Below are 23359 nucleotides of genomic sequence, written 5' to 3' on the forward strand. Positions count from 1 at the left end.
CAATCATTATTTGGCAATGCGTTTACAATATCTTGATTAATCACTGAAAATCATACTTCGCCGCACACGCATAGCCTTCCTCATACAAATCAGTCAGCTTCCGTATATCCCGTTCGATGCGGTCTACCATCACAGGTTTCTGCGGACGGATTACAGTAATTTCTCCCGCTTCTTCCATGCGTTCTACCATCTCCAACTGCTCGTTGTACACACAACAACGGCGGCTCAATGCCTCACGCATCTTCGGATATTTCCGGTAGAGAAAAGACGGGATGTGTATATCCTTTGCTTCCTTGCGATACCCATGATTGCGGGTAAGCACCACTACATTATGCGTGAAACCCTCATTCCGGGCACGCATCAAGGGGATGCTGTCCACAATGCCCCCGTCGAGCATCGGCACATCGTCCACATAAGCAATGGGGCATACAAACGGAAGGCTGCTTGAAGCACGCACAATGTCAATCACCCGGCCTTTATCCTGCTTTTCCTCAAAATAGTTCGCCTCGCCCGTCACACAGTTCGTAGTGACCATTTCATAACGTTCCGGAGAACTGAAATAGGACTCGTAGTCATAAGGCAGAATATGCTCGGGAAACTCCTGAAACAGCAGGTCGAAGTCCATGATATTACGTTTCTTCAACAAATATTTCAGACCGATATACTGGTACTTCTCCAGCAAATCAATATTACTGTACTTGGCGCGGCCGCGCTGACCGGACATGTAAGAAAGTCCGTTACAGGCTCCGGCGCTTACTCCGATAGTATAGGGGAAGCGGATGCCACGGTCCATAAAGCTGTCCAGCACACCGCAAGTGAACACTCCGCGCATGCCGCCACCTTCAAGAACCAATCCTGTTTTGGGGTTGATATGTATCTTTTTCTCCATAATTATCTGATAAAACGCTTCAAAGATAGCTTTTGTTTCCGAAATCTCCCTATCTTTGTGCCAGTAACAATCCATTAAAACCAATTTAATCATGATGAAAAAGTCAATACTTATTGCCACTTTAGGCCTATTAAGTTTCAATGTGTCAGCACAAGACACTCCGAAGGCGGAAGAAGGCTTTATCTTCACCACCGTTAAAGAAAACCCGATCACTTCTGTTAAAAACCAAAACCGTTCGAGCACTTGCTGGAGCTTCTCAGCACTTGGTTTCCTTGAAAGCGAACTACTGCGTATGGGCAAGGGAGAGTATGATTTATCCGAAATGTTTGTAGTACACCACACAATGGTAGACCGTGGCGTGAATTATGCACGTTACCACGGCGACAGTTCTTTCTCACCGGGCGGAAGCTTTTATGACATTATGTATTGCCTGAAAAACTACGGTCTCGTTCCGCAAGAAGCTATGCCGGGAATTATGTATGGCGACACACTGCCTGTACACAATGAATTGGATGCCGTAGCCGGTGCTTACATGAATGCAATAGCTAAAGGCAAACTGACGAAACTGACTCCGGTTTGGAAACAGGGATTATCTGCTATTTACGATACTTACCTGGGTAAATGTCCCGAAACGTTCACTTATCAAGGAAAAGAATATACTCCGAAGACATTTGCAGAATCTCTCGGCATCAATCCGGATGATTATGTATCACTGACTTCATTCACTCACCATCCGTTCTATACTCAGATGAACATTGAAATCCAGGATAACTGGCGTAATGGACTTTCTTACAACTTGCCTTTGATGGAATTCATGTCTGTTATTGACAATGCTGTTAATAACGGTTATACTGTAGCCTGGGGTAGCGACGTAAGCGAAACAGGTTTTACTCGTGACGGTATTGCAGTGATGCCCGACGCAGATCGTGGTGCTGAACTCACCGGTTCGGATATGGCACGCTGGACAGGTCTTACTGCTGCCGACAAACGTAAAGAACTGACTTCACGTCCATTGCCGGAAATCACTGTAACTCAGGAAATGCGTCAAACAGCATTCGACAATTGGGAAACAACCGACGACCATGGCATGCTTATCTATGGTATCGCTAAAGATCAAAATGGCAAGGAATACTATATGGTGAAGAATTCATGGGGTACAAACAACAAATACAAAGGTACCTGGTATGCTTCCAAACCTTTCGTAGCTTACAAGACTATCAACATCCTGGTACACAAAGATGCAGTGCCTAAGGCGCTGTTGAAGAAGCTGGGGATTAAATAAAGTTATTAGTGGTGAGTAATCATTTATCACTCACCACTATTTCATCATCCTACTATTTATATATTCCGTAAACAGATCTTTATAATTCTCTCCTGTACGATTATGAATCAGTTACGAACTACAGGCTACAAGTTGCTGCGCTATATTCTGAAAAGGCACTTGTAGCTTGCAGCCTGTAACTCATAACTAATTCCCTTTCTAAAGCCCCTATATTGCTCAAAAACCTTTTCAATGTGCATTTTTTGCCCGCATTTCTTGTCAGAACGAACAGTTTGACTAATTTTGCACGCTGATAATTAGTTAACCGGACAATTTCAGTAGCTGGACACACTATGTACCTCCTACTCCTATTCCCGGCACTGACACTTTGAGAAATACTAATACTAATAATTAATAACATGAGTTTGAAAATCGTAGTATTGGCTAAACAAGTTCCCGACACACGTAATGTTGGGAAAGATGCCATGAAAGCCGACGGAACCATTAACCGTGCGGCACTCCCCGCCATCTTCAACCCCGAAGACTTGAACGCTCTTGAGCAAGCCCTCAGACTGAAAGATGCACACCCGGGCTCTACCGTAACCATCCTGACAATGGGACCGGGACGCGCAGCCGAAGTTATTCGTGAAGGATTGTTCCGCGGTGCCGACAATGGTTATCTGTTGACCGACCGTGCTTTTGCTGGTGCAGATACCCTTGCCACTTCGTACGCCCTTGCCACTGCCATCAAGAAGATAGGCGAGTATGACATCATCATCGGCGGACGCCAGGCTATTGACGGTGACACAGCTCAAGTGGGCCCGCAAGTTGCTGAAAAGCTCGGTCTGACACAAATTACTTATGCCGAAGAAATTCTGAACGTGGAGAAAACGACCGGACGTGTTGTAGTGAAACGCCATATCGACGGTGGTGTGGAAACAGTAGAAGGTCCTCTACCTATCGTAATCACTGTGAATGGAAGTGCAGCTCCCTGCCGCCCACGCAACGCTAAGTTGGTACAGAAATACAAACGTGCTCTCGGTGCACAGGAAAAAGCTGCTATCACCAAGGAAGGTGCTATTCTGCCTTATGCTGACCTCTACGAGAAGTACCCTTATCTGAACATCACCGAATGGAGTGTGGCCGATGTCAACGGCGATTTGAAACAATGCGGCCTCAGTGGCTCGCCTACCAAAGTGAAAGCCATTCAGAACATCTCCTTCCAAGCTAAGGAAAGCCGTACGCTGACCGGAAGCGACCAGGATGTAGAAGATCTTATTGTTGAACTACTCGCCAATCATACGATTGGCTAAGCTACGAGCAACAAGCGACAAGCTACAAGTTGCTGCACCATTATCCTGAACAGCACTTGTAACCTGTAGCTAGTAGCTAAAAACTAAAAAATATGAATAACGTATTTGTATATTGTGAGCTTGAAGGCACTGTAGTTGCCGAAGTAAGTCTTGAACTCCTTACCAAAGGACGCAAGTTAGCTAACCAACTGGACTGCCAACTGGAAGCCGTTGTTGTCGGTACTAACCTTGCAGGAATCGAAAAACAAGTATTGCCCTTCGGTGTCGACCGTCTGCACATCTTCGATGCTCCGGGCTTGTTCCCTTATACTTCACTGCCCCACTCTTCCGTACTCATCAATCTGTTTAAAGAAGAAAAGCCGCAAATCTGCCTGATGGGCGCCACCGTTATCGGTCGTGACCTTGGGCCACGTGTTTCTTCTGCGCTAACCAGCGGACTGACCGCCGACTGTACTTCACTGGAAATCGGCGAGCATGAAGATAAGAAAGAAGGCAAAGTATACGAAAACTTGCTGTACCAGATTCGTCCCGCATTCGGCGGTAACATCGTGGCAACCATCGTCAACCCCGAACACCGCCCGCAGATGGCTACTGTTCGCGAAGGCGTGATGAAGAAGGAAATTCTCGACACCAACTATCAGGGCGAAGTAATCAACCACGACGTTGCCAAATATGTGCCTACTACGGACTATGTAGTGAAGGTTATCGACCGCCATGTAGAGAAAGCAAAGCACAACCTGAAAGGCGCTCCGATTGTCGTAGCCGGTGGTTACGGTATGGGGAGCCGCGAAGGTTTCAATATGCTGTTTGAACTGGCCAAGGAACTGCATGCCGAAGTAGGCGGCAGCCGCGCAGCCGTTGATGCAGGTTTCTGCGATCACGACCGCCAAATTGGACAGACAGGTGTAACAGTTCGCCCCAAACTGTATATCGCTTGCGGTATCTCGGGACAAATCCAGCACATTGCCGGTATGCAAGAAAGTGGTATCATCATCTCTATCAATAATGATGAGAATGCTCCTATTAACACCATTGCCGATTATGTAATTAACGGTACGGTAGAAGAAGTCATTCCGAAGATGATTAAATACTATAAAGAAAACAGTAAATAAATTTATAAACGAAATGAAGGGAGTCATCATTGCTCTATGTCTATTCTGTACGTGCGGAATGCTGAATGCCCAGAACAAACTTCCGAAAAACGGCAAGCATGTCTATTCATATGCCAACGGAAATGACAGCATAGTATGCTTCTATAAAAACGGAAGATTGGTAGGACAACGGACAGAATATTATCCCAATGGGCAAATACGGTTAATATCAACCTACAAGAATGGGCGCAAGCTGAACTTGAAGCAGTATTATGAAAATGGAGCCTTGAAGCGTGAAGAAGTCATGAACGGCGATTCTTCCGAAGGGCATCTGTATGATATTGACGGTAAAGAACTGGACTTCATTCCTTATATAGAGCTGCCTCAGTTTCCAGGAGGTAATGCCGAGCTATCAAAGCTGATAGCCCAATATACCAAGTATCCTCGGCAGGCCATAAAAGACAAAAAGCAAGGATTGGTCCTCATAAAATGCTCGATAGACAAGGAAGGCAATCCTAAGATGGCAGAAGTTGTGAAGAGCGTTTGCCCCGAACTGGACAAGGAAGCGATGAGAGTAGTAGGTTTCCTGACAATGACTTACAAATTCACTCCTGGGAAGATAGAAGGACAACCGGCTAACATGCACTTCACCATCCCCGTCAATTTTCGTTTATAACTAAAAACAATAAAAAAATTATGGCAAATTTTTATACCGAAGTTCCTGAATTGAAGTTCCAGCTGAACAACCCGATGATGGAACGTATCTGCGAACTGAAAGAGCGCGGATACCAAGATAAAGACAAATTTGACTATGCCCCGCAAGATTATGCGGACGCAATGGACTCTTATGATAAGGTTCTTGAAATCACTGGAGAAATCACCGGAGAGATTATCAACCCGAACGCCGAAGGTGTAGATGAAGAAGGTCCTCACTGTGCTAACGGTCGTGTGGAATATGCCAGCGGTACAAGACAGAACCTGGATGCAATGGTGAAAGCCGGACTGAATGGTATGACTATGCCACGCCGTTTCGGTGGTTTGAACTTCCCCATCACTCCGTACACCATGTGTGCCGAGATCGTAGCAGCAGCCGATGCCGGTTTCGGCAATATCTGGTCTCTGCAAGACTGTATCGAAACACTGTATGAATTCGGTAACGAAGATCAGCACAGCCGTTTCATTCCACGTATCTGTGCCGGTGAAACTATGTCTATGGATTTGACAGAACCCGATGCCGGTTCCGATTTGCAGAGTGTAATGTTGAAAGCCACTTTCGACGAAAAAGAAAATTGCTGGCGTCTGAATGGTGTAAAGCGTTTCATCACGAATGGTGATGCAGACTTACACCTCGTACTGGCCCGTTCGGAAGAAGGAACCAGAGATGGTCGTGGATTGTCCATGTTTATCTATGATAAGCGCGAAGGTGGCGTAGATGTACGCCGTATCGAAAATAAATTAGGTATTCACGGTTCTCCAACTTGTGAACTTGTTTATAAGAATGCAAAGGCTGAACTTTGCGGTGATCGTAAACTCGGTTTGATCAAGTATGTAATGGCATTGATGAACGGTGCACGTTTGGGTATTGCCGCACAGTCGGTAGGTCTGTCGCAAGCTGCCTACAACGAAGGCTTAGCTTATGCGAAAGATCGTAAACAGTTCAATAAAGCTATTATTGAATTCCCGGCTGTATATGACATGCTGGCTATCATGAAAGCAAAACTGGATGCCGGACGTGCATTGTTATACCAAACGTCTCGTTACGTAGATGTTTATAAAGCTTTGGATGATATTTCCCGCGAACGTAAGCTGACTCCGGAAGAACGCCAAGAACAGAAGAAATATTCTAAGCTTGCTGATGCTTTCACTCCGCTGGCTAAAGGTATGAACTCAGAATATGCAAATCAGAATGCTTATGATTGTATCCAGATTCACGGCGGTTCCGGTTTCATGTTGGAGTATGCTTGCCAACGCATTTATCGTGATGCACGTATCACCAGCATCTATGAAGGTACTACTCAATTACAGACCGTAGCCGCTATCCGTTACGTAACAAATGGTTCGTATGCTGCTACACTCCGTGATTATGAAACAATTCCTTGCAGTGAAGAAATACAACCTCTGATGGATCGCCTGAAAGAAATGACAAATAAGTTTGAGGCTGTCACCAATGCAACGAAAGAAGCTGCCAACCAAGAACTGTTGGATTTCGTAGCCCGTCGCCTTTACGAAATGGCGGCTGTATGCGTGATGTCTCATCTTCTCATCCAGGATGCAACCAAAGCTCCTGAGTTGTTCGCGAAATCAGCTGTTGTTTATCTGAACTATGCTGAAGCTGAAGTAGAAAAGCACTTCAATTTCATCCGTAAGTTCAAGGCTGAAGAATTGGAAAGCTATCGCAAGTAATTAACCGATTACTATATTTAAAGAAGGCTGCCTCAAATCAATGAGACAGCCTTCTTTTTTAGGAATAAAGCTCCTTACCGGAACAGTCTCAACTGACTGCGTAACTCATGAAGTTCATTCTGCATCTCTTCCATACGCTGCAACAGGTGATGGATGGCATCAATTCCTTCAATGTTGATGGATAAGTCATAATACATACGGCTGTAACGTTCTATGTCCGGTAATTGAGTAAACGTCAGATAGCGTTCCCCACCTTCGGTCATTACTTCTATCAGGCCACCTTCCTGTAACAAATCGATAAACGACGGTTCAATGTGGCATTTGCGACAATACTCGCTGACTATGATTAATTCATTCTGCATAGTGCTACCTCCTTTTAGTTCATACTTTGAAGTTTACGGAACAACTCTTTCTGCTCTTCCGTCAAGTTCGTCGGCAGTTTCACGGAATAAGTCACAATGAGGTCACCGAACTGTCCTTCTTTCTTATATACAGGGAATCCCTTACCTTTCAAACGAGCCTTCGTACCGTTCTGTGTTTCGGGTTTCACTTTCAGTTTCACCTTTCCATCCAAAGTGTCCACCAATTGGTCACCACCCAGGATAGCGGTATAAAGATCAATAGGCACATCCACATACAAGTCATCCCCTAAACGCTTGAATACCGGATCATCCGCAATCACAAACGTTATGTACAAGTCTCCGGCAGGACCACCGTTAACACCTTCGCCACCATAACCTTTCAATTTAATTACTTGCCCGTTTGCTACTCCCGCAGGAATAGTAATGCGCACATTCTTACCGTTTACAGTCAGCACTTGTTTATGAGTCTGGGCTGCATCACGAAGCGAGAGGTTTAAATCTGCATGGTAATCCTGTCCGCGGAAGCCTGCATTAGCACCTCCACGCCCCCGGTTTCCGAACATAGATTCAAAGAAATCGGAGAAGCCGCCACCATGACCGGAAAATTCCTGTCCATCGGATGAATACCAGTAAGAGCCACCATCCGTACCATATCCTGCACCCGAGCCGCCACCAAAGCCTCCAAATCCACCGGCACCCGCCTCCTGACGGGCACGCTTTTGTGCCTCAAATTCATCGGCATGCTTCCAGTGCTCACCATACTCATCGTATTTTTTACGCTTTTCAGGATCACTCAGCACTTCATTTGCTTCATTAATTGCCTGAAATTTATCCTTGGCAGAAGAATCGTTCGGATTCAGATCAGGATGATATTTACGTGCCAATTTACGGAACGCTTTCTTTATATCATCCTGGCTTGCCGTCTTATCTACCCCAAGGACTTGGTAATAATCTATATAAGCCATAGTCTATAAATTTTGTTATTCTTATATACCCTATTACAAATAACGCACCAAGTGGGTGTTTTGAATATTAAAATACATAAACGAAAACTAAAAAGGAGTATTAAAAAGCATAAACCATAGATAATCAACAAAATATCCATTTACAGAAAGATTCATTAACGTCTTTTTAATTCTAAAACAATGTAAACGACTCGTAACGTCAATTAATTATTCATGCTAAAACTTCCTAAAATAAACGGAAAACACTTTATTTGTATATAAAATAATGCATTTACAGAAAGCATAATTCCCCCAACCTTAATATATTGACTTATTATGAAAAGTAACCATTGGCTACTTACGGTAGCACTCACTTTCATCGTCCTGCAAACCAAAGCAGATGCATGGATACGCATAAACCAACTTGGCTACTTGCCGCAGTCTGTAAAAGTAGCAGTATTCATGAGTGAAGAACCCACTGACATACAAGAGTATGCACTTGTAGATGCCTTCACCGGACAAACAGTTAGAACTTTCAATTCTATCAAATCAACCGGAAAGATGGGCCTAATGAAGAGTACCTATCGTTTGAATTTTAGCGATTTTAATCAACCAGGAACTTATTACCTGAAAGCAGGTAAAGCTATATCTCCCCATTTTCCCATCAATAACCATGTATATAATGGAACTGCAGATTTCTTGTTGAACTATATGCGTCAGCAGCGCTGCGGTTATAATCCTTTCCTGAAAGACAGCTGTCATGTGCACGATGGCTACATCTTGTATCATCCCACTAAGACGGGACAACACATTGATGTCCGTGGTGGCTGGCACGATGCAACGGATTATCTGCAATATACCACAACTTCCGCCAATGCTATTTATCAGATGATGTTCGCCTATCAGGAAAACCCGGAATCTTTCGGTGATTTCTATGATGCTGCCGGACTTCCCGGTGCTAACGGTATCCCTGACATTGTAGACGAAATAAAATGGGGACTGGACTGGTTAAATCGCATGAATCCCGTTCCCGGCGAACTGTACAACCAGATTGCTGACGACCGTGACCATGCTGGTATGCGCCTGCCCAACAAAGATAAAGTAGATTACGGATATGGCCCGGGTAACGGACGTCCTGTTTATTTCTGTAGCGGTGAACCTCAGGTACGTGGCCAGTTTATGAACGCAACTACAGGTGTAGCCAGCACGGCAGGCAAATATGCTTCCTGCTTCGCTCTCGGTGCACGTCTCCTGAAGAATTTCTATCCGGAATTTGCAGCCGAAATAGAGGCAAAGGCCGATGCAGCCTATCAGCAAGGTGTAAAGAAGCCAGGGGCTTGCCAGACGGCATCCGTCTTGTCCCCGTATATCTATGAAGAAGATAACTGGGTAGACGATATGGAGTTGGGAGCCATGGAACTGTTTAAAAGTACCGGAGACCTGACATATCTGCAGCAAGCCGTTGAGTATGGACGACGTGAACCTGTTACCCCATGGATGGGTGCTGACAGTGCACGCCACTACCAGTGGTATCCGTTCATGAATATGGGACATTACCACTTAGCAAAAGTAAACAATGACCGCCTCAGCAAAGAATTCATCCGAAACATGCATACCGGTATTGTACGTACCTACGAGAAAGCAGTCGAAAGCCCATTCATGCATGGCATTCCCTACACTTGGTGTTCTAACAACTTAACAACTGCCATGTTGACACAGTGCCGCCTGTATCGTGAAGCAACAGGTGATGAAACATACAAAGAAATGGAAGCCGCCATGCTCGACTGGTTGTTCGGTTGTAACCCATGGGGAACCAGTATGGTCGTAGAACTTCCCCTATATGGAGATTATCCTTCACAACCCCACTCTTCATTACTAAATGCAGGAGTAGGCAACACTACAGGCGGATTGGTAGACGGACCAGTTTACCGCACTATTTTTGAAAGTCTGCGTGGAGTAAATATGACTGGTATTCCCGGTACTCCCGGACAAGATTATGAACGCTTTCAACCGGACCTGATGGTATATCACGATGCCATTCATGACTATTCGACCAATGAACCGACTATGGATGGAACTGCATGTCTCACTTATTACCTCTCTGCCATGCAAAAAGAGGGCATGAAACAAGCTAACATTCAAAGCGATAAGAATGTATATGTAAATGGTGGCATCATTCGCACTGATCCATCAAAAAAACAAATTACACTTGTCTTTACTGCAGCTGATAAGGCAGACGGTGCCGATGCTATCATCAGCACGCTGAAAAAGTATGGCATCAAAGGTGGATTTTTCTTCACCGGTGAATTCTACGAACTCTACCCTGAAGTAGTCAAACGTCTGCGTACCGAAGGACATCTGGTAGGTAGCCACAGTTATGGACACTTACTGTATATGCCGTGGGAAAATCGCGATTCACTATTAGTAACCCGTGAGCAGTTTGAACAGGATATGCTAAAAAGCTATGCAGGTATGCGCGAGGCAGGTATCGAATACAAAGATGCTCCGGTATATATCCCGCCTTATGAATATTATAATAAAGAAATAGCTGCATGGGCAAAAAATATGGGTATCCAACTTATTAACTATACGCCCGGTACAATGAGTAATGCAGATTACACTACCCCAGATATGGGACAGAAATATCGCAGCAGTAAGTTCATCTATGATAAAATCATGGAAGTAGAGAAAAAAGAAGGTTTAAACGGACATTTGATGTTGATACACTTCGGCACGGACGACCACCGTACGGATAAATTCTATAATGGTTATCTGGATAAAATGATTAAAACATTGAAACGGAAAGGCTATACTTTTGTACCCGTACTCGAAGCAATAGGAATGTAGTCCATACGATTATCATAAAAAGGTTAGTTAAAGGTTATCATGCAAAGGTATTTAAGGTAATATTCAATCGGTTTGTTTTCAGTAGGCTTTTTCCTACCCCCAAGGGAAAAAGTTTCAAACCAAAGCTCCATGCCTGAGAAGGTCCGGAGCTTTTTTCTGCCATTTTTATAATATAATGAAGAAGATTTTGATGCAGATAAGTGCATCAGCTTACGCAGATAAGTGCACAATTAAAAACTGTCTTTTACAGCCTGTAACAAGGTCTGTATATCTTCCTCTGTTGTATCAAAAGAAGTCACAAAACGAATTTCATTTCCAGCTTCGTTCCAGAAATAGAAGAAGTAAGACTTCATCAGCTTATCAATAACCGAACGAGGCATAGTTAGGAATAACTGGTTACTCTCCATCTTCTGTGTAAAATGTACACCCGGCAATACCTTCAAACCATCATACAGTTTTTGTGCCATTGCATTGGCATGCATAGCATTCTTTTTCCACAAATCATCTGTAAGGTAAGCTGTGAACTGACAAGAAAGATAACGTAATTTAGAAGCTAACTGGGCCGATTGCTTCCGCACATAAAGTGCCTCTTTTTTGAGCTCTGGATTAAAAATGACTACGCTTTCCCCAAGCATCAAACCATTCTTTGTTCCACCAAAACTAAGTATATCAATACCACAATCAACCGTAAGTTCCTTGAAACTAAGATTCAAAGCTACACAAGCATTCGCCAGGCGTGCACCATCCATGTGTACATACATACCATGTTTATGCGCTAAAGCTGTTAATGCCTTCAATTCCTCCGGAGTATAAACAGTACCCAATTCCGAACATTGGGAAATATAAATAGCACCCGGCTGGGAATGATGTTGTTCGCCAAAATTCTTTAGATAAGGCTGTACCAACTCTGGGGTGAGTTTACCATCCGGTGTTACAATCGGACGGATCTGGCAACCTGTCATACGTGCAGGAGCACCACATTCATCCACATAAATATGCGCTGTCTCCGCACAAAGAATTAAATTATAAGGACGCGTAGCCAACTGTAAAGCGACTGCATTACTACCTGTTCCATTAAAAACAAAAAGCGGTTCACAATCAGCTGTAAATGTCTCCTTGATTTTACGGACGGCTTCCTCCGTCCAAGGATCGTCACCGTAGCCTACTGCATGATTTTGGTTTGCCCGGTTTAATGCTTCCATCACCAATGGATGTACACCGGAATTGTTGTCTGAAGCAAAACTTCTCATAGTTATATTCATTTTATCGATAAATTATCTTAGCACCCGAATTATTATTTACTACTAAGAACATGCAAAGGAACGAAATATATTCGTTAGCAGAAAAAAAGAAGCGTGGATTTTTAAAATCCACGCTTTCGTTTAGGTTTTCAATCGGTTTTTCATTCTTTAGCCGATATAAACATTCACGCCCAAAAAAATGTAGAGCTCTTCGTTCTCTTGGTGCAATACAATCTTGTCTTCACAAGCTAACCATCCCAAGGCGGCTCCCAGTTCTTTGTCCTTCAGCCCGGACTTTCTCTTCAAAGTCCCATAGTCCCATTTGGCGTAATTGCTAAGCAACCTCCAAATCTTGCCTGCGTTCAGACCGATGTCGCTTTTGTTCATCTCTTCTCGTCATTAAAAAGGTTAAATAATTGATTGGTTTTTGTTTAGGTTATCCTAATTTATCACCCTAAAGGTATCACTTTTTATTTATAAAACATAAAAAACGAACAAAAGATATCTTTTTTAATCAAAATTGTAACAGTTTCGTAATAATATACAGATAATATGAGTAGAAAAAGACTAGAAAAGAGAAAAAACGACCACAGTACCTTCATAGAGATACTGTGGTCATTTATTATAATTATGAGTTCAGGAAAAAACGGGTATTACATCATGCCACCCATGCCGCCCATACCGGGAGCACCCATTGGCATTTCAGGTTTGTCTTCCTTTTTTTCAACGATTACACATTCAGTAGTCAGGAACATACCTGCAATAGAAGCAGCATTTTCCAAAGCTACACGAGCAACCTTTGCAGGATCAACTACACCGGCAGCATGCAGGTTTTCATATACATCAGTACGAGCATTGTAACCGAAGTCACCTTTACCTTCACGTACTTTCTGTACAACTACAGCACCTTCTTTACCAGCATTGGCAACGATCTGACGCAACGGTTCTTCAATAGCACGCTTGATAATGTCAACACCGGTAGTTTCATCGATGTTATCACCTTTGAAGCCTTCCAATGCATCGAGTGCACGGATGTAAGCTACGCCACCACCCGGTACGATACCTTCTTCTATAGCAGCACGTGTTGCACGCAAAGCATCGTCTACACGGTCTTTCTTCTCCTTCATTTCAACTTCAGAAGCAGCACCCACGTAAAGAACTGCAACACCACCAGACAATTTAGCCAGACGTTCCTGCAATTTTTCTTTGTCATAATCAGATTTAGTAGCAGCAATCTGAGCTTTAATCTGTTCGCAACGTTCCTTGATATTTTGTTTGTCACCGGCACCATTTACGATGGTAGTGTTATCTTTAGAAACTGTGATCTTATCAGCAGTACCTAACATTTCGATGGTAGCTTGTTCCAGTTTCAGACCCTTTTCCTCACTGATCACTACACCACCAGTCAATACGGCGATATCTTCCAGCATTTCTTTACGACGGTCACCGAAGCCCGGAGCTTTCACAGCACAAATCTTCAACTGAGAACGCAGACGGTTTACAACCAATGTAGTCAGAGCTTCGCTATCCACATCTTCTGCAATTACCAACAAAGGACGGCCGGTTTGTACGGCAGGTTCCAGGATAGGCAAGAAATCTTTCAGGTTAGAAATCTTCTTGTCATAGATCAGGATATACGGTTTTTCCATTTCGCATTCCATCTTCTCCGTGTTGGTAACGAAGTAAGCAGAAAGATAACCGCGGTCGAATTGCATACCTTCCACTACACCGATAGTAGTGTCAGTACCTTTAGCTTCTTCGATAGTGATTACACCATCCTTAGAAACTTTGCGCATAGCGTCAGCAATCAGCTTACCGATAACGGGATCATTGTTGGCAGAAACAGAAGCAACCTGTTCAATCTTATCGTAGTTGTCACCTACCTTTTCGGCTTGTGATTTAATTGAGTCAACCACTTTGGCAACAGCCTTGTCGATACCGCGTTTGATATCCATAGGACTTGCACCGGCAGTTACATTCTTCAAGCCTTCAGCAACAATAGCCTGTGCCAATACAGTAGCAGTAGTAGTACCGTCACCAGCATCGTCACCAGTCTTGGAAGCTACTTCTTTCACCAATTGTGCACCCGTATTTTGGTATGCATCAGACAGTTCCACTTCCTTAGCTACAGTTACGCCGTCTTTCGTGATGTGAGGAGCACCGAATTTCTTTTCGATAATCACATTACGGCCTTTAGGGCCGAGAGTTACTTTCACAGCATTTGCCAGTGTATCGATACCTTTTTTCAATTGATCGCGGGCATCGATATTGAATAATATTTCTTTTGCCATAATGATATTTACAATTTAAATATTTTATAATTACTATATTAACCTAACACAGCGAGTACGTCACTTTGACGCATAATCAGATATTTAGTGCCTTCAACTTCCAGTTCAGTACCGGCATACTTGCCATACAAAACGGTGTCGCCCACCTTCAATACCATCTCTTCATCTTTCGTACCGTGACCAACTGCCACAACTTCACCTTTCAAAGGTTTTTCTTTTGCAGTATCCGGAATAATGATACCGCCAATTGTTTTCTCTTCTGCAGGTGCAGGGAGTATCAGCACTCTGTCTGCCAATGGTTTAATGTTCATAGTTCTTTTGTTTTTTATATGTTATACATTTATTATAGTAATGTTTTGCCTCGTTTTGGCGAGACGCAAAATAAATTGCGAAAAGCGTGCCAAACAGCAAAGCTAAATTTCTGTCAGTATAAAACTGCCAAATTGGCAAAGAATAAGACAATATTCCATTATCTTTAGAGAAGATAAGCGGCATCTCAGCATAACTTTTTCATGATTTGCATTATCTTTGCCCCCTCAAAAAACGTTTTTAGAACATGAATGCAGTCTGGATTGTTTTGCCCATTCTCACATTATTAATGTTTGAACTGGGATTGACACTTGAAATTAAAGATTTTAAATTATTTCGTCAACGTCCCTATCCTATAATTGCAGGTTTGATAGGACAAATAATTCTTTTACCTGTATTAGCTTTTGCGCTGGGATATCTGTTTCATCTGGAGCCTTTATTTTTTATAGGACTGGTACTCATAGCCTGTTCTCCTGGAGGAAGTTCATCCAATATATTCTCTATGATTGCCAAAGGCGATGTAGCACTTTCCGTATCGTTGACTGCATTCAGCAGTATTATCACCCTATTCACTATTCCTGTCATTATGGAGTTTGCCACACAAGTTGCAGGAGACAATAGTGGAATGATCATACACTTACCTGTCGGTAGCCTCATCGTCCAGAACTTACTACTTATGTTGTTCCCCATTGTAACAGGTATTTTAACAAAACGTTTCTGCCCTAAAGCGGCCGAACGGATACACAAAGTGTTATCTAAAGTAGCTTTTCCCGCCTTGATATTATTAGCTTCTGTCTTCTTCATACAACATCACGAAACGATAGCTGCACAGATCGGACGATTAGGATTGTGCATCACAATGATGATTTTGCTGGCTATGGGTGGAGGATATATAATCTCTTGGCTAATGAAATTGAACAGAAAAGAGCAACGCACACTTATCATTGAAATAGGAATGCAGAATGCAGCTCAAAGTATTGCTATTGCAAGCAGCCCGTTTATATTCAATAATGATGTAATTGCTATACCAGCCATTATTTATGCACTGATGATGAATATTATCTTATTAGTATATGTGGGAATAGTAAAGAGAAGATGATAAACAGTGAAAATTACACTAAAATTCCCTTCTACAAGAAGTTAAGACCTTGCATGCAAGAAGTTAACTTCTTGTCAACAGGGAGTTAAGTTCTTGTCAACAAGAAATTGACGACTGAAAAAATGATAAACTTAGCCAGTTTAGTCAATATCCAGATCCGTATCACAACTCAATTCTGTCGAATATCCCTGCCAGAAGCTCTTGGTAGAATGTACTAAAGCACTCCCCATCAAGAAAAGGAATATTACGGCTATTAACGTCATCACCATACCGATGGCTGCGTAATACTTCGGTTCTAAAACATCCATAATAGTTATCTTTGTTAGGTTAGTACTACAAAGATAACCAAGATGGACTACAAAGAGTTTACTCTTTTATGAAGTTTTTATTTCTTTAAAGTTTGTATCAATTCTTCGGCCGAAACCAAGCTCTGTTCACCAGTCTCCATATTCTTCAGCGTCACCTTGTCCTCATTCATTTCATTCTCTCCCACAAGGGCTACAAATGGAATGTTCTTGGCATTAGCATAACCCATTTGTTTTTTCATCTTTGAAGAATCCGGAAAGATTTCTGCACGAATACCTTCGGCCCGTACCTTAGCAAGTATATTCAGAGAGTAAGCAGCTTCTTTCTCACCAAAGTTAATAAAAAGAAGTTGTGTACTGTTCACAGCTTCCTTCGGATAAAGGTCAAGCTGATTCAATACATCGAAGATACGATCGGCTCCAAAAGAGATACCTACACCGGAAACACCAGCCATACCGAACACACCGGTCAGATTGTCATAGCGACCGCCACCTGTGATACTTCCGATCTGCACATCCAAGGCTTTCACTTCAAAGATAGCGCCAGTGTAGTAGTTCAATCCGCGGGCAAGCGTCAGATCCAGTTCCAGCTCATTTTTCAAACCGAAAACAGACAGAGTTTTCAAGATAAACTCGCTTTCTTCCACACCTTTTTGACCAATCTCACTACCCGCAAGCACTTCTTTCAAAGTAGTCAGTTTTTCTTCGTTCGTACCATTCAGCAGAATAATAGGTTGCAGTTTGGCAATAGCTTCATCACTGATACCTTTTTCTTTCAGTTCTGCATTCACATTGTCCAAACCTATTTTATCCAACTTATCAATGGCTACTGTGATATCCACTATTTTATCAGCTTCACCAATAATCTCGGCGATACCGGTCAGAATCTTACGGTTATTAATCTTAATACAAACCCGGATACCAAAACGGGTAAAGACTGTATCAACAATCTGCATCAACTCTACTTCATTCAGTAAAGAGTCACTACCCACTACATCAGCGTCACATTGATAAAATTCACGATAGCGCCCCTTCTGTGGACGATCTGCACGCCAAACGGGTTGTATCTGATAACGTTTGAAAGGGAAAGTAATTTCATCACGGTGCATTACCACGTAGCGGGCAAAGGGTACAGTGAGATCATAACGCAAACCTTTCTCACAAAATTTACTGGCAAGTTTAGCAGCATTACGACTCAGCAGTTCCTCATCGGTCAGTCCGGAAAAGTAGTCGCCTGAATTCTGTATCTTAAACAGGAGTTTATCACCTTCTTCACCATACTTCCCCATCAGTGTAGAAAGCATTTCCATTGCAGGTGTTTCAATCTGCTGAAAACCATAGAGGTGGTATACATCGCGGATGGTATTGAATATATAGTTACGCTTCGCCATCTCTACTGGCGAAAAGTCACGGGTTCCTTTGGGAATACCTGGTTTTGCTGCCATAATTATTCTATATTATTTAGTTTGGAATGCAAATTTACGGCAAATTATTGAATTAGCTGAAAGAAAGACAGGAGATTTTGAATGAATATGTACATAGCCATGTGTTCGTATATGGAGAACATGTCCGCTTTTGAACAATATCCAATACATACATCCTATTAGATATCAACACCTTATCCTTTCGGCATATTATTTGCTATATGTGTTGCCAAAAACATTAAAAGAAGAATATTATGAAAAAACAAATCAGTTTATTATTCGCAGCATTCCTATGTTGCTCTACTATCGGCTGGGCACAAACCCAGGAGGAGTCTAAAATGAAAGATGAGTTTTACAAGACACTCAACTCATTGAATCAAGAGAAAAAACAAGCTTTAGATAAGAAAGATTATGCAAAGGTGGAACAGTGCATCTGGAATATTATCGATAATTACAAGAAACTTCCGGAAACAGTACAGAAAAGAATTGGATTAAACTATGGATACCATTATTATGATATTGCCTGTTACCAATCTCTGCAAAAAAAGACAGAAGATGCTTTGAAACATTTTGATCTGGCCTTTCAGAATGGATATGTCAATTATGCTCATATACAAAAAGATACAGATTTGGATAACATACGCAACGAAAAGAAATTCCAGGAGACACTGGTTAAAATCAGAGAAGAAGGAGATTATCTTTATATTCTGCAAAAAGCAGCCGAGTATACCAGTACTCCTCCCCATTTCACATATATGGAGCCGAGCGATAGTAATCTGATAGCCGTGAAGGAATATTTTAAATTAGATAGCGTAGCTGGCACAGGGAATGAACTCTCGAAGATAAAGAACATACTGACCTTTATACATAATAAAATCAAACATGACGGTCAGCATGGTAACCCTAAGCATCTAAATTCCATTGCCTTGGCGGAAGCCTGCAAAGACGGTTCCCAGGGTTTGAACTGCCGTGGACTGGCCACTGTATTGAATGAATGTTACCTTGCAATGGGGTTCAAATCACGTTTTATAACCTGTATGCCTAAAAAATACATCAGTGATTGTCACGTTATTAATGCTGTTTATTCTAAAACTCTGGATAAATGGATATGGGTAGACCCTACACAAAATGCTTGGGTCATGGACGAAAATGGTACCATGCTCAGCATACCGGAAGCACGCGAACGAATGCGTAAAGGCCTACCACTGGTATTGAATGAAGAAGCCAACTGGAATAATAAACAAAAAACCACTAAAGAAGAGTATTTGGACTCCTACATGGCTAAGAATTTGTACTATATCAACTGTACATTCCGTAGCGAATTCGGTACAGAAGACAAAAAGTATAACCCTGCAGACTATGTCGCCCTTATGCCTACCGGTTATTATAATGACATGGAAAAAGGCTCCTACATCACTTATGATGCCGACTGGTTCTGGCAATCACCATATCAGAAATAAAAACAGACCATCTATATTAAGCAAACAGACCATCTATTCGCAATGAATAGATGGTCTGTTTTTATCGTTTTATATATTGGACAAGATTAGTCTCTGCGTCCCATAAATATCATAATATAATAAATCAGCGTTGCCAATGAACCCAATGCAGCCACTACATAAGTATAAGCAGCAGAACGAAGTGCGTCTTCAGCCTGTTTATGATTGTAAGAGTTCGTAATGCCCGAACGGCTCAGCCATACCAATGCACGCTTACTGGCATCTATTTCCACCGGCAAAGTGATGAAGCTGAACAACGTTGTCATAGCAAACAGGATAATACCTGCCAGCAACAATTGCGGAAATGTATTCAGCAGCAAGATACCACCCAGCAACAACCAAGTCATCCACTGTGAAGCAAACGATACCACCGGCACCAATTTGCTACGCATAGTCAGCGGAGCATAAGCCCGTGCATGCTGCACTGCATGTCCACACTCATGAGCAGCAACGGCAGCAGCCATGATACTGTTACTTTCATATACACCTTCACTCAGGTTTACTGTCTTATTGGCAGGATTATAGTGGTCTGTCAGTTGTCCCGGCGTATGTGTCACCTGAACATCATAAATTCCATTGTCATGTAGCATCTGAAGGGCAACATCACGGCCCGTCATTCCATTACCGGTAGGGATTTTGGAGTACTTCTTGAACTTGTTCTGCAAGTTCATTTGCACCAGCCAGCTGACTACAGCTATACCAATAAAGATAATCCATTGTATTCCTATCATTCCTTCCATAATTTTTTCTGTTTTTAGTAATTAAAAAAGTGTCGTTTGTTATATATAATACAAATTGTTTGCCAAAAATAAAGGGAAACCGTGAGCTTTGCTACAGTTTCCCTTATCTTTTAGGAAGAATTAGCGAAAAGCCACTACTGCCCAACAAGTTGTAACTCTATCACGTAATCCGTATCTGAAGGGACTTCCGGCAATTGCAACACCACTCCCTGTCCGGCACGAGTGATCCGTACCGGAGATTGATCTTTAAACAGAAAGCCTTTCTTCACCATTTTTCCATCCAATGGAAGATACAGTGCATTATCCTTCAGGTTCAGGATATGAACAAAAAGACGGTTTCCCTTTTGCGTCGTCACACCCCAGTCATGCGGAACAACCATACCACCACGCGTGCCGTAAATCGTTTCACCGTAAACTTTCAACCACTCTCCTACTTCTTTCAACCGCTGAACTGCCACTTCCGGCAGACATCCATCGGGCTGAGGACCTATATTCATCAACAAGTTTGCATTCTTTCCGGCAGCTTTCACCAGATAATGAATCAGAGTTTTCGTTGACTTATACTCCTGGTCGGTTATTTTATATCCCCACATTCCATTCATGGTTTCACAAGTTTCCAAAGGCAATCGACTGACATCTTGTCCGGAAAGCCCCGCACGATTCTCACCCGGCAGATCACGCTCAAAAATCTGTATATCCTCTCCAGGGAAAGGCATCTGGTGATGATTGTTACCCACCAAGCAAGCAGGTTGCAGACCATGTATCAACGCATACTGTTCCGGCAACTGCCAGTCGAAATCAGGATTAGCATCCTGGTCCCACCAGCCATCGAACCAGATAGCACCTATCGGACCATAGTTCGTCAGCAACTCCGTCAACTGGTTGTTCATAAAGGTATAATAGCTTTTCCAGTCTCCCTTCGGATTAGGACGTCCGGTTCCACGCCCTGTGCGTCCCCACGGTGCGTCTTCACGATGCCAGTCGATATGGGAATAATAAAAATGTAATCGAATCCCCTGCTTATGACATTCATCTGCCAGTTCTTTCACGATATCCCGTTTGAAAGGAGTGGCATCCACAATATTATAATCAGAATATTTAGTATGGAACATAGAAAAGCCCTCATGATGACGACTTGTAAAGCAGATATACTTGGCTCCGGATGCCTTAATAGCACTTACCCATTCAGCCGCACTAAACTTGGAGGGATAGAAACCTCCGGCTAGTTTGGCATATTCTTTATAATTCAAATCTTTATTGGTCATTGTCCATTCACCGGTAGCCAACATACAGTATAGCCCCCAGTGTAGAAATATTCCAAACTTATTGTCTTGAAACTCCTGACGGGCTTTCAGGTTCTCGGCAGACGGTTGATAAGTCTGCGCCTTTGCAGGTAAAAAGGATGCTGCAAACAAAAGGAATAAAAGAAGTTGTGTTTTCATCATAAGTATGCGGATGGGTTAATAAAAAAATGAGATTACATCAGCACATATACTGATGTAATCTCATTATAATATAATTAGACTTACTCTTCTGTATAACGTTCAATCGTCTGTCCACGGTCAGGACCTACGGAAACAATCTTGATGGGCACACCAAGCTGTTCTTCCAGGAATGTCAGGTAAGCATTAAATTCTTCAGGGAATTCGTCTTCGCTCTGCATTCTCGTCATGTCAGTCTCCCAACCGGGTAACTCAACATAAACCGGCTCAAGACCTTCGCTGATGTCATACGGGAAATAATCAATTTCTTCACCGTTTACTTTATAAGCTACACAGGCTTTGATTGTTTCGAATGAATCGAGTACATCGCTCTTCATCATGATCAATTTGGTAACACCGTCTACCATAATGGCATACTTTAACGCCACCAAGTCAATCCAACCGCAACGACGTTTACGACCTGTTACCGAACCGAACTCATGTCCCAGTGTACAAATCTGGTCACCTGTCTTATCAAACAGTTCCGTCGGGAACGGACCTGCACCTACACGTGTACAATATGCTTTGAAGATACCATAAACTTCACCAATCTTATTTGGAGCCACACCCAAACCGGTACATGCACCTGCACAAATAGTATTGGAAGAAGTAACGAACGGATAAGAACCAAAGTCGATATCCAACATCGTACCTTGAGCACCTTCACAAAGTACTGACTTATTATCGTTCAGCAGGTTATTGATCTCATGCTCGCTGTCTACCAACGGGAATTGCTTCAGGAACTCAATACCTTCCATCCAGGCCTTTTCAATCTCTGTCAGGTCATACTCATAATTCAAACCTTTCAGAATTTGCTCATGACGAGCTTTGGCTTCAGCATATTTCTGTTCGAAGTTATGCAGGATATCACCTACACGCAGACCGTTACGGCTAATCTTATCGGTATAAGTCGGACCGATACCTTTACCCGTCGTGCCTACTTTAGCATCACCTTTCGCAGCTTCGTAAGCGGCGTCCAATATGCGGTGGGTCGGCAAGATGAGATGCGCCTTTTTAGAGATATGCAAGCGCGCTTTCAGGTTATGACCGGATGCTTCCAATGCTTCAGCCTCTGCCTTGAAGAGAGCCGGATCAAGCACTACGCCATTACCAATGATATTCACCTTGTCACCTTGAAAAATTCCCGAGGGAATAGAACGGAGCACATACTTCTGCCCTTCGAACTCGAGTGTATGTCCGGCATTCGGTCCGCCTTGGAAGCGAGCCACGACATCGTATCTCGGAGTTAATACGTCAACGACTTTGCCTTTGCCTTCGTCGCCCCATTGTAATCCTAATAGAACATCTACTTTCATTTTTCTTTCTTATGGTTATTACTTTTCTTCTTACGTTTGTTAGCTCGGTCGCACTTACTGCACAATCCATACAGATAAAGCGAATAATGCGACAGACTGAACCGGCTCAATTTAGTATTCCCAATCGCTTGCTGTAATTCTTCGTTCTGAAACTCAGTCACTTTACCACACTGCGTGCAGATCTGATGGTGATGCGTATCACGGTTATAGCTCTTTTCGTATTGGGAGGAATTTCCAAACTGGTGTTTAATAACCAGTCTTGCATTGATGAGAAGGATAATAGTATTGTAAAGAGTCGCGCGGCTTACACGGAAATTCTCCTGGTCAGCCATCAGCGAATAAAGTGTATCGATGTCAAAATGACCATCAATGGAATAGATAGTATCGAGTATGGCATAGCGCTCGGGAGTCTTGCGATGCCCGTTCGCGTTGAGATATTCAGTGAATATCTGCTTTACCGTATCTTTCACATTCTGACTTTCCATTTTGGCGGCGCAGTTTTTTACAGCCAACAAAGTTAAGCCTTTTTTGCGGAAAGCAAATG

21 protein-coding genes are annotated in these 23359 nt (G+C 42.8%); 8 read left to right on the forward strand and 13 right to left on the reverse strand.

Features of this window, described 5'->3' with window-relative positions; genetic code table 11:
- Positions 1 to 40: 40 nt before the first annotated feature.
- Positions 41 to 889: a patatin-like phospholipase family protein gene (locus BWI44_RS06480; protein ID WP_195208292.1), complete on the reverse strand. Its 849-nt coding sequence runs from the start codon at positions 887 to 889 to the stop codon at positions 41 to 43.
- 94 nt (positions 890 to 983) lie between these two features.
- On the opposite strand from BWI44_RS06480, the gene BWI44_RS06485 reads away from it, so the two are divergent.
- The 5 genes from BWI44_RS06485 (at position 984) to BWI44_RS06505 (ending at position 6957) form a co-directional block, all read left to right on the forward strand.
- Positions 984 to 2171 carry a C1 family peptidase gene (locus BWI44_RS06485; RefSeq protein ID WP_118294519.1) on the forward strand — a complete coding sequence of 396 codons (1188 nt, stop codon included), beginning with the start codon at positions 984 to 986 and terminating at the stop codon, positions 2169 to 2171.
- Positions 2172 to 2569: 398 nt separating this feature from the next.
- On the forward strand, positions 2570 to 3463 hold the full coding sequence (locus tag BWI44_RS06490; protein WP_117707839.1) for an electron transfer flavoprotein subunit beta/FixA family protein: 894 nt from the start codon (positions 2570 to 2572) through the stop codon (positions 3461 to 3463).
- 92 nt (positions 3464 to 3555) lie between these two features.
- Positions 3556 to 4575, forward strand: a complete 1020-nt coding sequence (locus tag BWI44_RS06495; RefSeq protein WP_195208274.1) for an electron transfer flavoprotein subunit alpha/FixB family protein — start codon at positions 3556 to 3558, stop codon at positions 4573 to 4575.
- A 13-nt stretch (positions 4576 to 4588) separates the two neighbouring features.
- Positions 4589 to 5230, forward strand: coding sequence for an energy transducer TonB (locus BWI44_RS06500; RefSeq protein ID WP_007664486.1), 642 nt, complete (start codon positions 4589 to 4591; stop codon positions 5228 to 5230).
- 20 nt (positions 5231 to 5250) lie between these two features.
- Positions 5251 to 6957, forward strand: coding sequence for an acyl-CoA dehydrogenase family protein (locus tag BWI44_RS06505; RefSeq protein ID WP_195208275.1), 1707 nt, complete (start codon positions 5251 to 5253; stop codon positions 6955 to 6957).
- A 74-nt stretch (positions 6958 to 7031) separates the two neighbouring features.
- On the opposite strand, the gene BWI44_RS06510 is transcribed toward BWI44_RS06505, so the two are convergent.
- Complete coding sequence (locus tag BWI44_RS06510) at positions 7032 to 7319, reverse strand: chaperone modulator CbpM (protein ID WP_007664488.1); 288 nt, start codon at positions 7317 to 7319, stop codon at positions 7032 to 7034.
- A gap of 14 nt (positions 7320 to 7333) precedes the next feature.
- Positions 7334 to 8284: a DnaJ C-terminal domain-containing protein gene (locus BWI44_RS06515; RefSeq protein WP_118216420.1), complete on the reverse strand. Its 951-nt coding sequence runs from the start codon at positions 8282 to 8284 to the stop codon at positions 7334 to 7336.
- Positions 8285 to 8599: 315 nt separating this feature from the next.
- Here BWI44_RS06515 and BWI44_RS06520 point away from each other — a divergent pair, with 315 nt between their 5' ends.
- Positions 8600 to 11110 (forward strand): bifunctional glycoside hydrolase family 9 protein/polysaccharide deacetylase, encoded by a 2511-nt coding sequence (locus BWI44_RS06520; protein ID WP_195208276.1) that lies wholly within the window; start codon positions 8600 to 8602, stop codon positions 11108 to 11110.
- 230 nt (positions 11111 to 11340) lie between these two features.
- Here the strand turns inward: BWI44_RS06520 and BWI44_RS06525 are convergent, their stop codons facing one another.
- From BWI44_RS06525 to BWI44_RS06540, 4 genes are all read right to left on the reverse strand, one after another.
- Positions 11341 to 12360, reverse strand: a complete 1020-nt coding sequence (locus BWI44_RS06525; RefSeq protein WP_195208277.1) for a threonine aldolase family protein — start codon at positions 12358 to 12360, stop codon at positions 11341 to 11343.
- Between the two features lie 159 nt (positions 12361 to 12519).
- The gene (locus tag BWI44_RS06530; RefSeq protein ID WP_007664492.1) at positions 12520 to 12738 is read right to left on the reverse strand and encodes a winged helix-turn-helix domain-containing protein; all 219 of its coding nucleotides are present in this window, start codon (positions 12736 to 12738) and stop codon (positions 12520 to 12522) included.
- A 266-nt stretch (positions 12739 to 13004) separates the two neighbouring features.
- Positions 13005 to 14642: a chaperonin GroEL gene (groL, locus tag BWI44_RS06535; protein ID WP_007217362.1), complete on the reverse strand. Its 1638-nt coding sequence runs from the start codon at positions 14640 to 14642 to the stop codon at positions 13005 to 13007.
- A 38-nt stretch (positions 14643 to 14680) separates the two neighbouring features.
- Positions 14681 to 14953 carry a co-chaperone GroES gene (locus BWI44_RS06540; protein ID WP_005679636.1) on the reverse strand — a complete coding sequence of 91 codons (273 nt, stop codon included), beginning with the start codon at positions 14951 to 14953 and terminating at the stop codon, positions 14681 to 14683.
- A 245-nt stretch (positions 14954 to 15198) separates the two neighbouring features.
- Between BWI44_RS06540 and BWI44_RS06545 the strand changes: the two genes are divergently transcribed.
- Complete coding sequence (locus tag BWI44_RS06545; RefSeq protein ID WP_195208278.1) at positions 15199 to 16050, forward strand: bile acid:sodium symporter family protein; 852 nt, start codon at positions 15199 to 15201, stop codon at positions 16048 to 16050.
- Positions 16051 to 16190: 140 nt separating this feature from the next.
- Here the strand turns inward: BWI44_RS06545 and BWI44_RS06550 are convergent, their stop codons facing one another.
- Positions 16191 to 16358 (reverse strand): hypothetical protein, encoded by a 168-nt coding sequence (locus BWI44_RS06550; protein WP_007214867.1) that lies wholly within the window; start codon positions 16356 to 16358, stop codon positions 16191 to 16193.
- Positions 16359 to 16435: 77 nt separating this feature from the next.
- Entirely contained in the window at positions 16436 to 17800 is a 1365-nt protein-coding gene (gene hisS / locus BWI44_RS06555; RefSeq protein WP_138293192.1) for a histidine--tRNA ligase, read from the reverse strand.
- Between the two features lie 233 nt (positions 17801 to 18033).
- On the opposite strand from hisS, the gene BWI44_RS06560 reads away from it, so the two are divergent.
- Entirely contained in the window at positions 18034 to 19239 is a 1206-nt protein-coding gene (locus BWI44_RS06560; RefSeq protein ID WP_138293191.1) for a TPR end-of-group domain-containing protein, read from the forward strand.
- 86 nt (positions 19240 to 19325) lie between these two features.
- On the opposite strand, the gene BWI44_RS06565 is transcribed toward BWI44_RS06560, so the two are convergent.
- From BWI44_RS06565 to BWI44_RS06580, 4 genes are all read right to left on the reverse strand, one after another.
- Complete coding sequence (locus BWI44_RS06565) at positions 19326 to 20018, reverse strand: zinc metallopeptidase (RefSeq protein WP_009132767.1); 693 nt, start codon at positions 20016 to 20018, stop codon at positions 19326 to 19328.
- Positions 20019 to 20152: 134 nt separating this feature from the next.
- Positions 20153 to 21460: an alpha-L-fucosidase gene (locus tag BWI44_RS06570; protein WP_044532025.1), complete on the reverse strand. Its 1308-nt coding sequence runs from the start codon at positions 21458 to 21460 to the stop codon at positions 20153 to 20155.
- Between the two features lie 83 nt (positions 21461 to 21543).
- The gene (locus BWI44_RS06575) at positions 21544 to 22815 is read right to left on the reverse strand and encodes an adenylosuccinate synthase (RefSeq protein ID WP_044532015.1); all 1272 of its coding nucleotides are present in this window, start codon (positions 22813 to 22815) and stop codon (positions 21544 to 21546) included.
- Positions 22812 to 23300 carry a Fur family transcriptional regulator gene (locus tag BWI44_RS06580; protein ID WP_022393539.1) on the reverse strand — a complete coding sequence of 163 codons (489 nt, stop codon included), beginning with the start codon at positions 23298 to 23300 and terminating at the stop codon, positions 22812 to 22814. The genes BWI44_RS06575 and BWI44_RS06580 overlap by 4 nt, the downstream gene beginning before the upstream one ends.
- Positions 23301 to 23359 lie beyond the last annotated feature (59 nt).

Source organism: Bacteroides sp. Phil13 (assembly GCF_001940965.1).
GTDB classification, from domain to species: Bacteria; Bacteroidota; Bacteroidia; order Bacteroidales; family Bacteroidaceae; genus Bacteroides; species Bacteroides intestinalis.

Coding starts and splice junctions, on each gene's coding strand:
- BWI44_RS06495 (WP_195208274.1), top strand. CDS start 3,556: ATGAATAACGTATTTGTATATTGTGAGCTTGAAGGCACTGTAGTTGCC.
- groL (WP_007217362.1), bottom strand. CDS start 14,642: ATGGCAAAAGAAATATTATTCAATATCGATGCCCGCGATCAATTGAAA.
- BWI44_RS06485 (WP_118294519.1), top strand. CDS start 984: ATGAAAAAGTCAATACTTATTGCCACTTTAGGCCTATTAAGTTTCAAT.
- BWI44_RS06515 (WP_118216420.1), bottom strand. CDS start 8,284: ATGGCTTATATAGATTATTACCAAGTCCTTGGGGTAGATAAGACGGCA.
- BWI44_RS06530 (WP_007664492.1), bottom strand. CDS start 12,738: ATGAACAAAAGCGACATCGGTCTGAACGCAGGCAAGATTTGGAGGTTG.
- BWI44_RS06570 (WP_044532025.1), bottom strand. CDS start 21,460: ATGAAAACACAACTTCTTTTATTCCTTTTGTTTGCAGCATCCTTTTTA.
- BWI44_RS06510 (WP_007664488.1), bottom strand. CDS start 7,319: ATGCAGAATGAATTAATCATAGTCAGCGAGTATTGTCGCAAATGCCAC.
- BWI44_RS06545 (WP_195208278.1), top strand. CDS start 15,199: ATGAATGCAGTCTGGATTGTTTTGCCCATTCTCACATTATTAATGTTT.
- BWI44_RS06580 (WP_022393539.1), bottom strand. CDS start 23,300: ATGGAAAGTCAGAATGTGAAAGATACGGTAAAGCAGATATTCACTGAA.
- BWI44_RS06500 (WP_007664486.1), top strand. CDS start 4,589: ATGAAGGGAGTCATCATTGCTCTATGTCTATTCTGTACGTGCGGAATG.
- BWI44_RS06565 (WP_009132767.1), bottom strand. CDS start 20,018: ATGGAAGGAATGATAGGAATACAATGGATTATCTTTATTGGTATAGCT.
- BWI44_RS06490 (WP_117707839.1), top strand. CDS start 2,570: ATGAGTTTGAAAATCGTAGTATTGGCTAAACAAGTTCCCGACACACGT.
- BWI44_RS06540 (WP_005679636.1), bottom strand. CDS start 14,953: ATGAACATTAAACCATTGGCAGACAGAGTGCTGATACTCCCTGCACCT.
- BWI44_RS06560 (WP_138293191.1), top strand. CDS start 18,034: ATGAAAAAACAAATCAGTTTATTATTCGCAGCATTCCTATGTTGCTCT.
- BWI44_RS06575 (WP_044532015.1), bottom strand. CDS start 22,815: ATGAAAGTAGATGTTCTATTAGGATTACAATGGGGCGACGAAGGCAAA.
- BWI44_RS06480 (WP_195208292.1), bottom strand. CDS start 889: ATGGAGAAAAAGATACATATCAACCCCAAAACAGGATTGGTTCTTGAA.
- hisS (WP_138293192.1), bottom strand. CDS start 17,800: ATGGCAGCAAAACCAGGTATTCCCAAAGGAACCCGTGACTTTTCGCCA.
- BWI44_RS06505 (WP_195208275.1), top strand. CDS start 5,251: ATGGCAAATTTTTATACCGAAGTTCCTGAATTGAAGTTCCAGCTGAAC.
- BWI44_RS06550 (WP_007214867.1), bottom strand. CDS start 16,358: ATGGATGTTTTAGAACCGAAGTATTACGCAGCCATCGGTATGGTGATG.
- BWI44_RS06525 (WP_195208277.1), bottom strand. CDS start 12,360: ATGAGAAGTTTTGCTTCAGACAACAATTCCGGTGTACATCCATTGGTG.
- BWI44_RS06520 (WP_195208276.1), top strand. CDS start 8,600: ATGAAAAGTAACCATTGGCTACTTACGGTAGCACTCACTTTCATCGTC.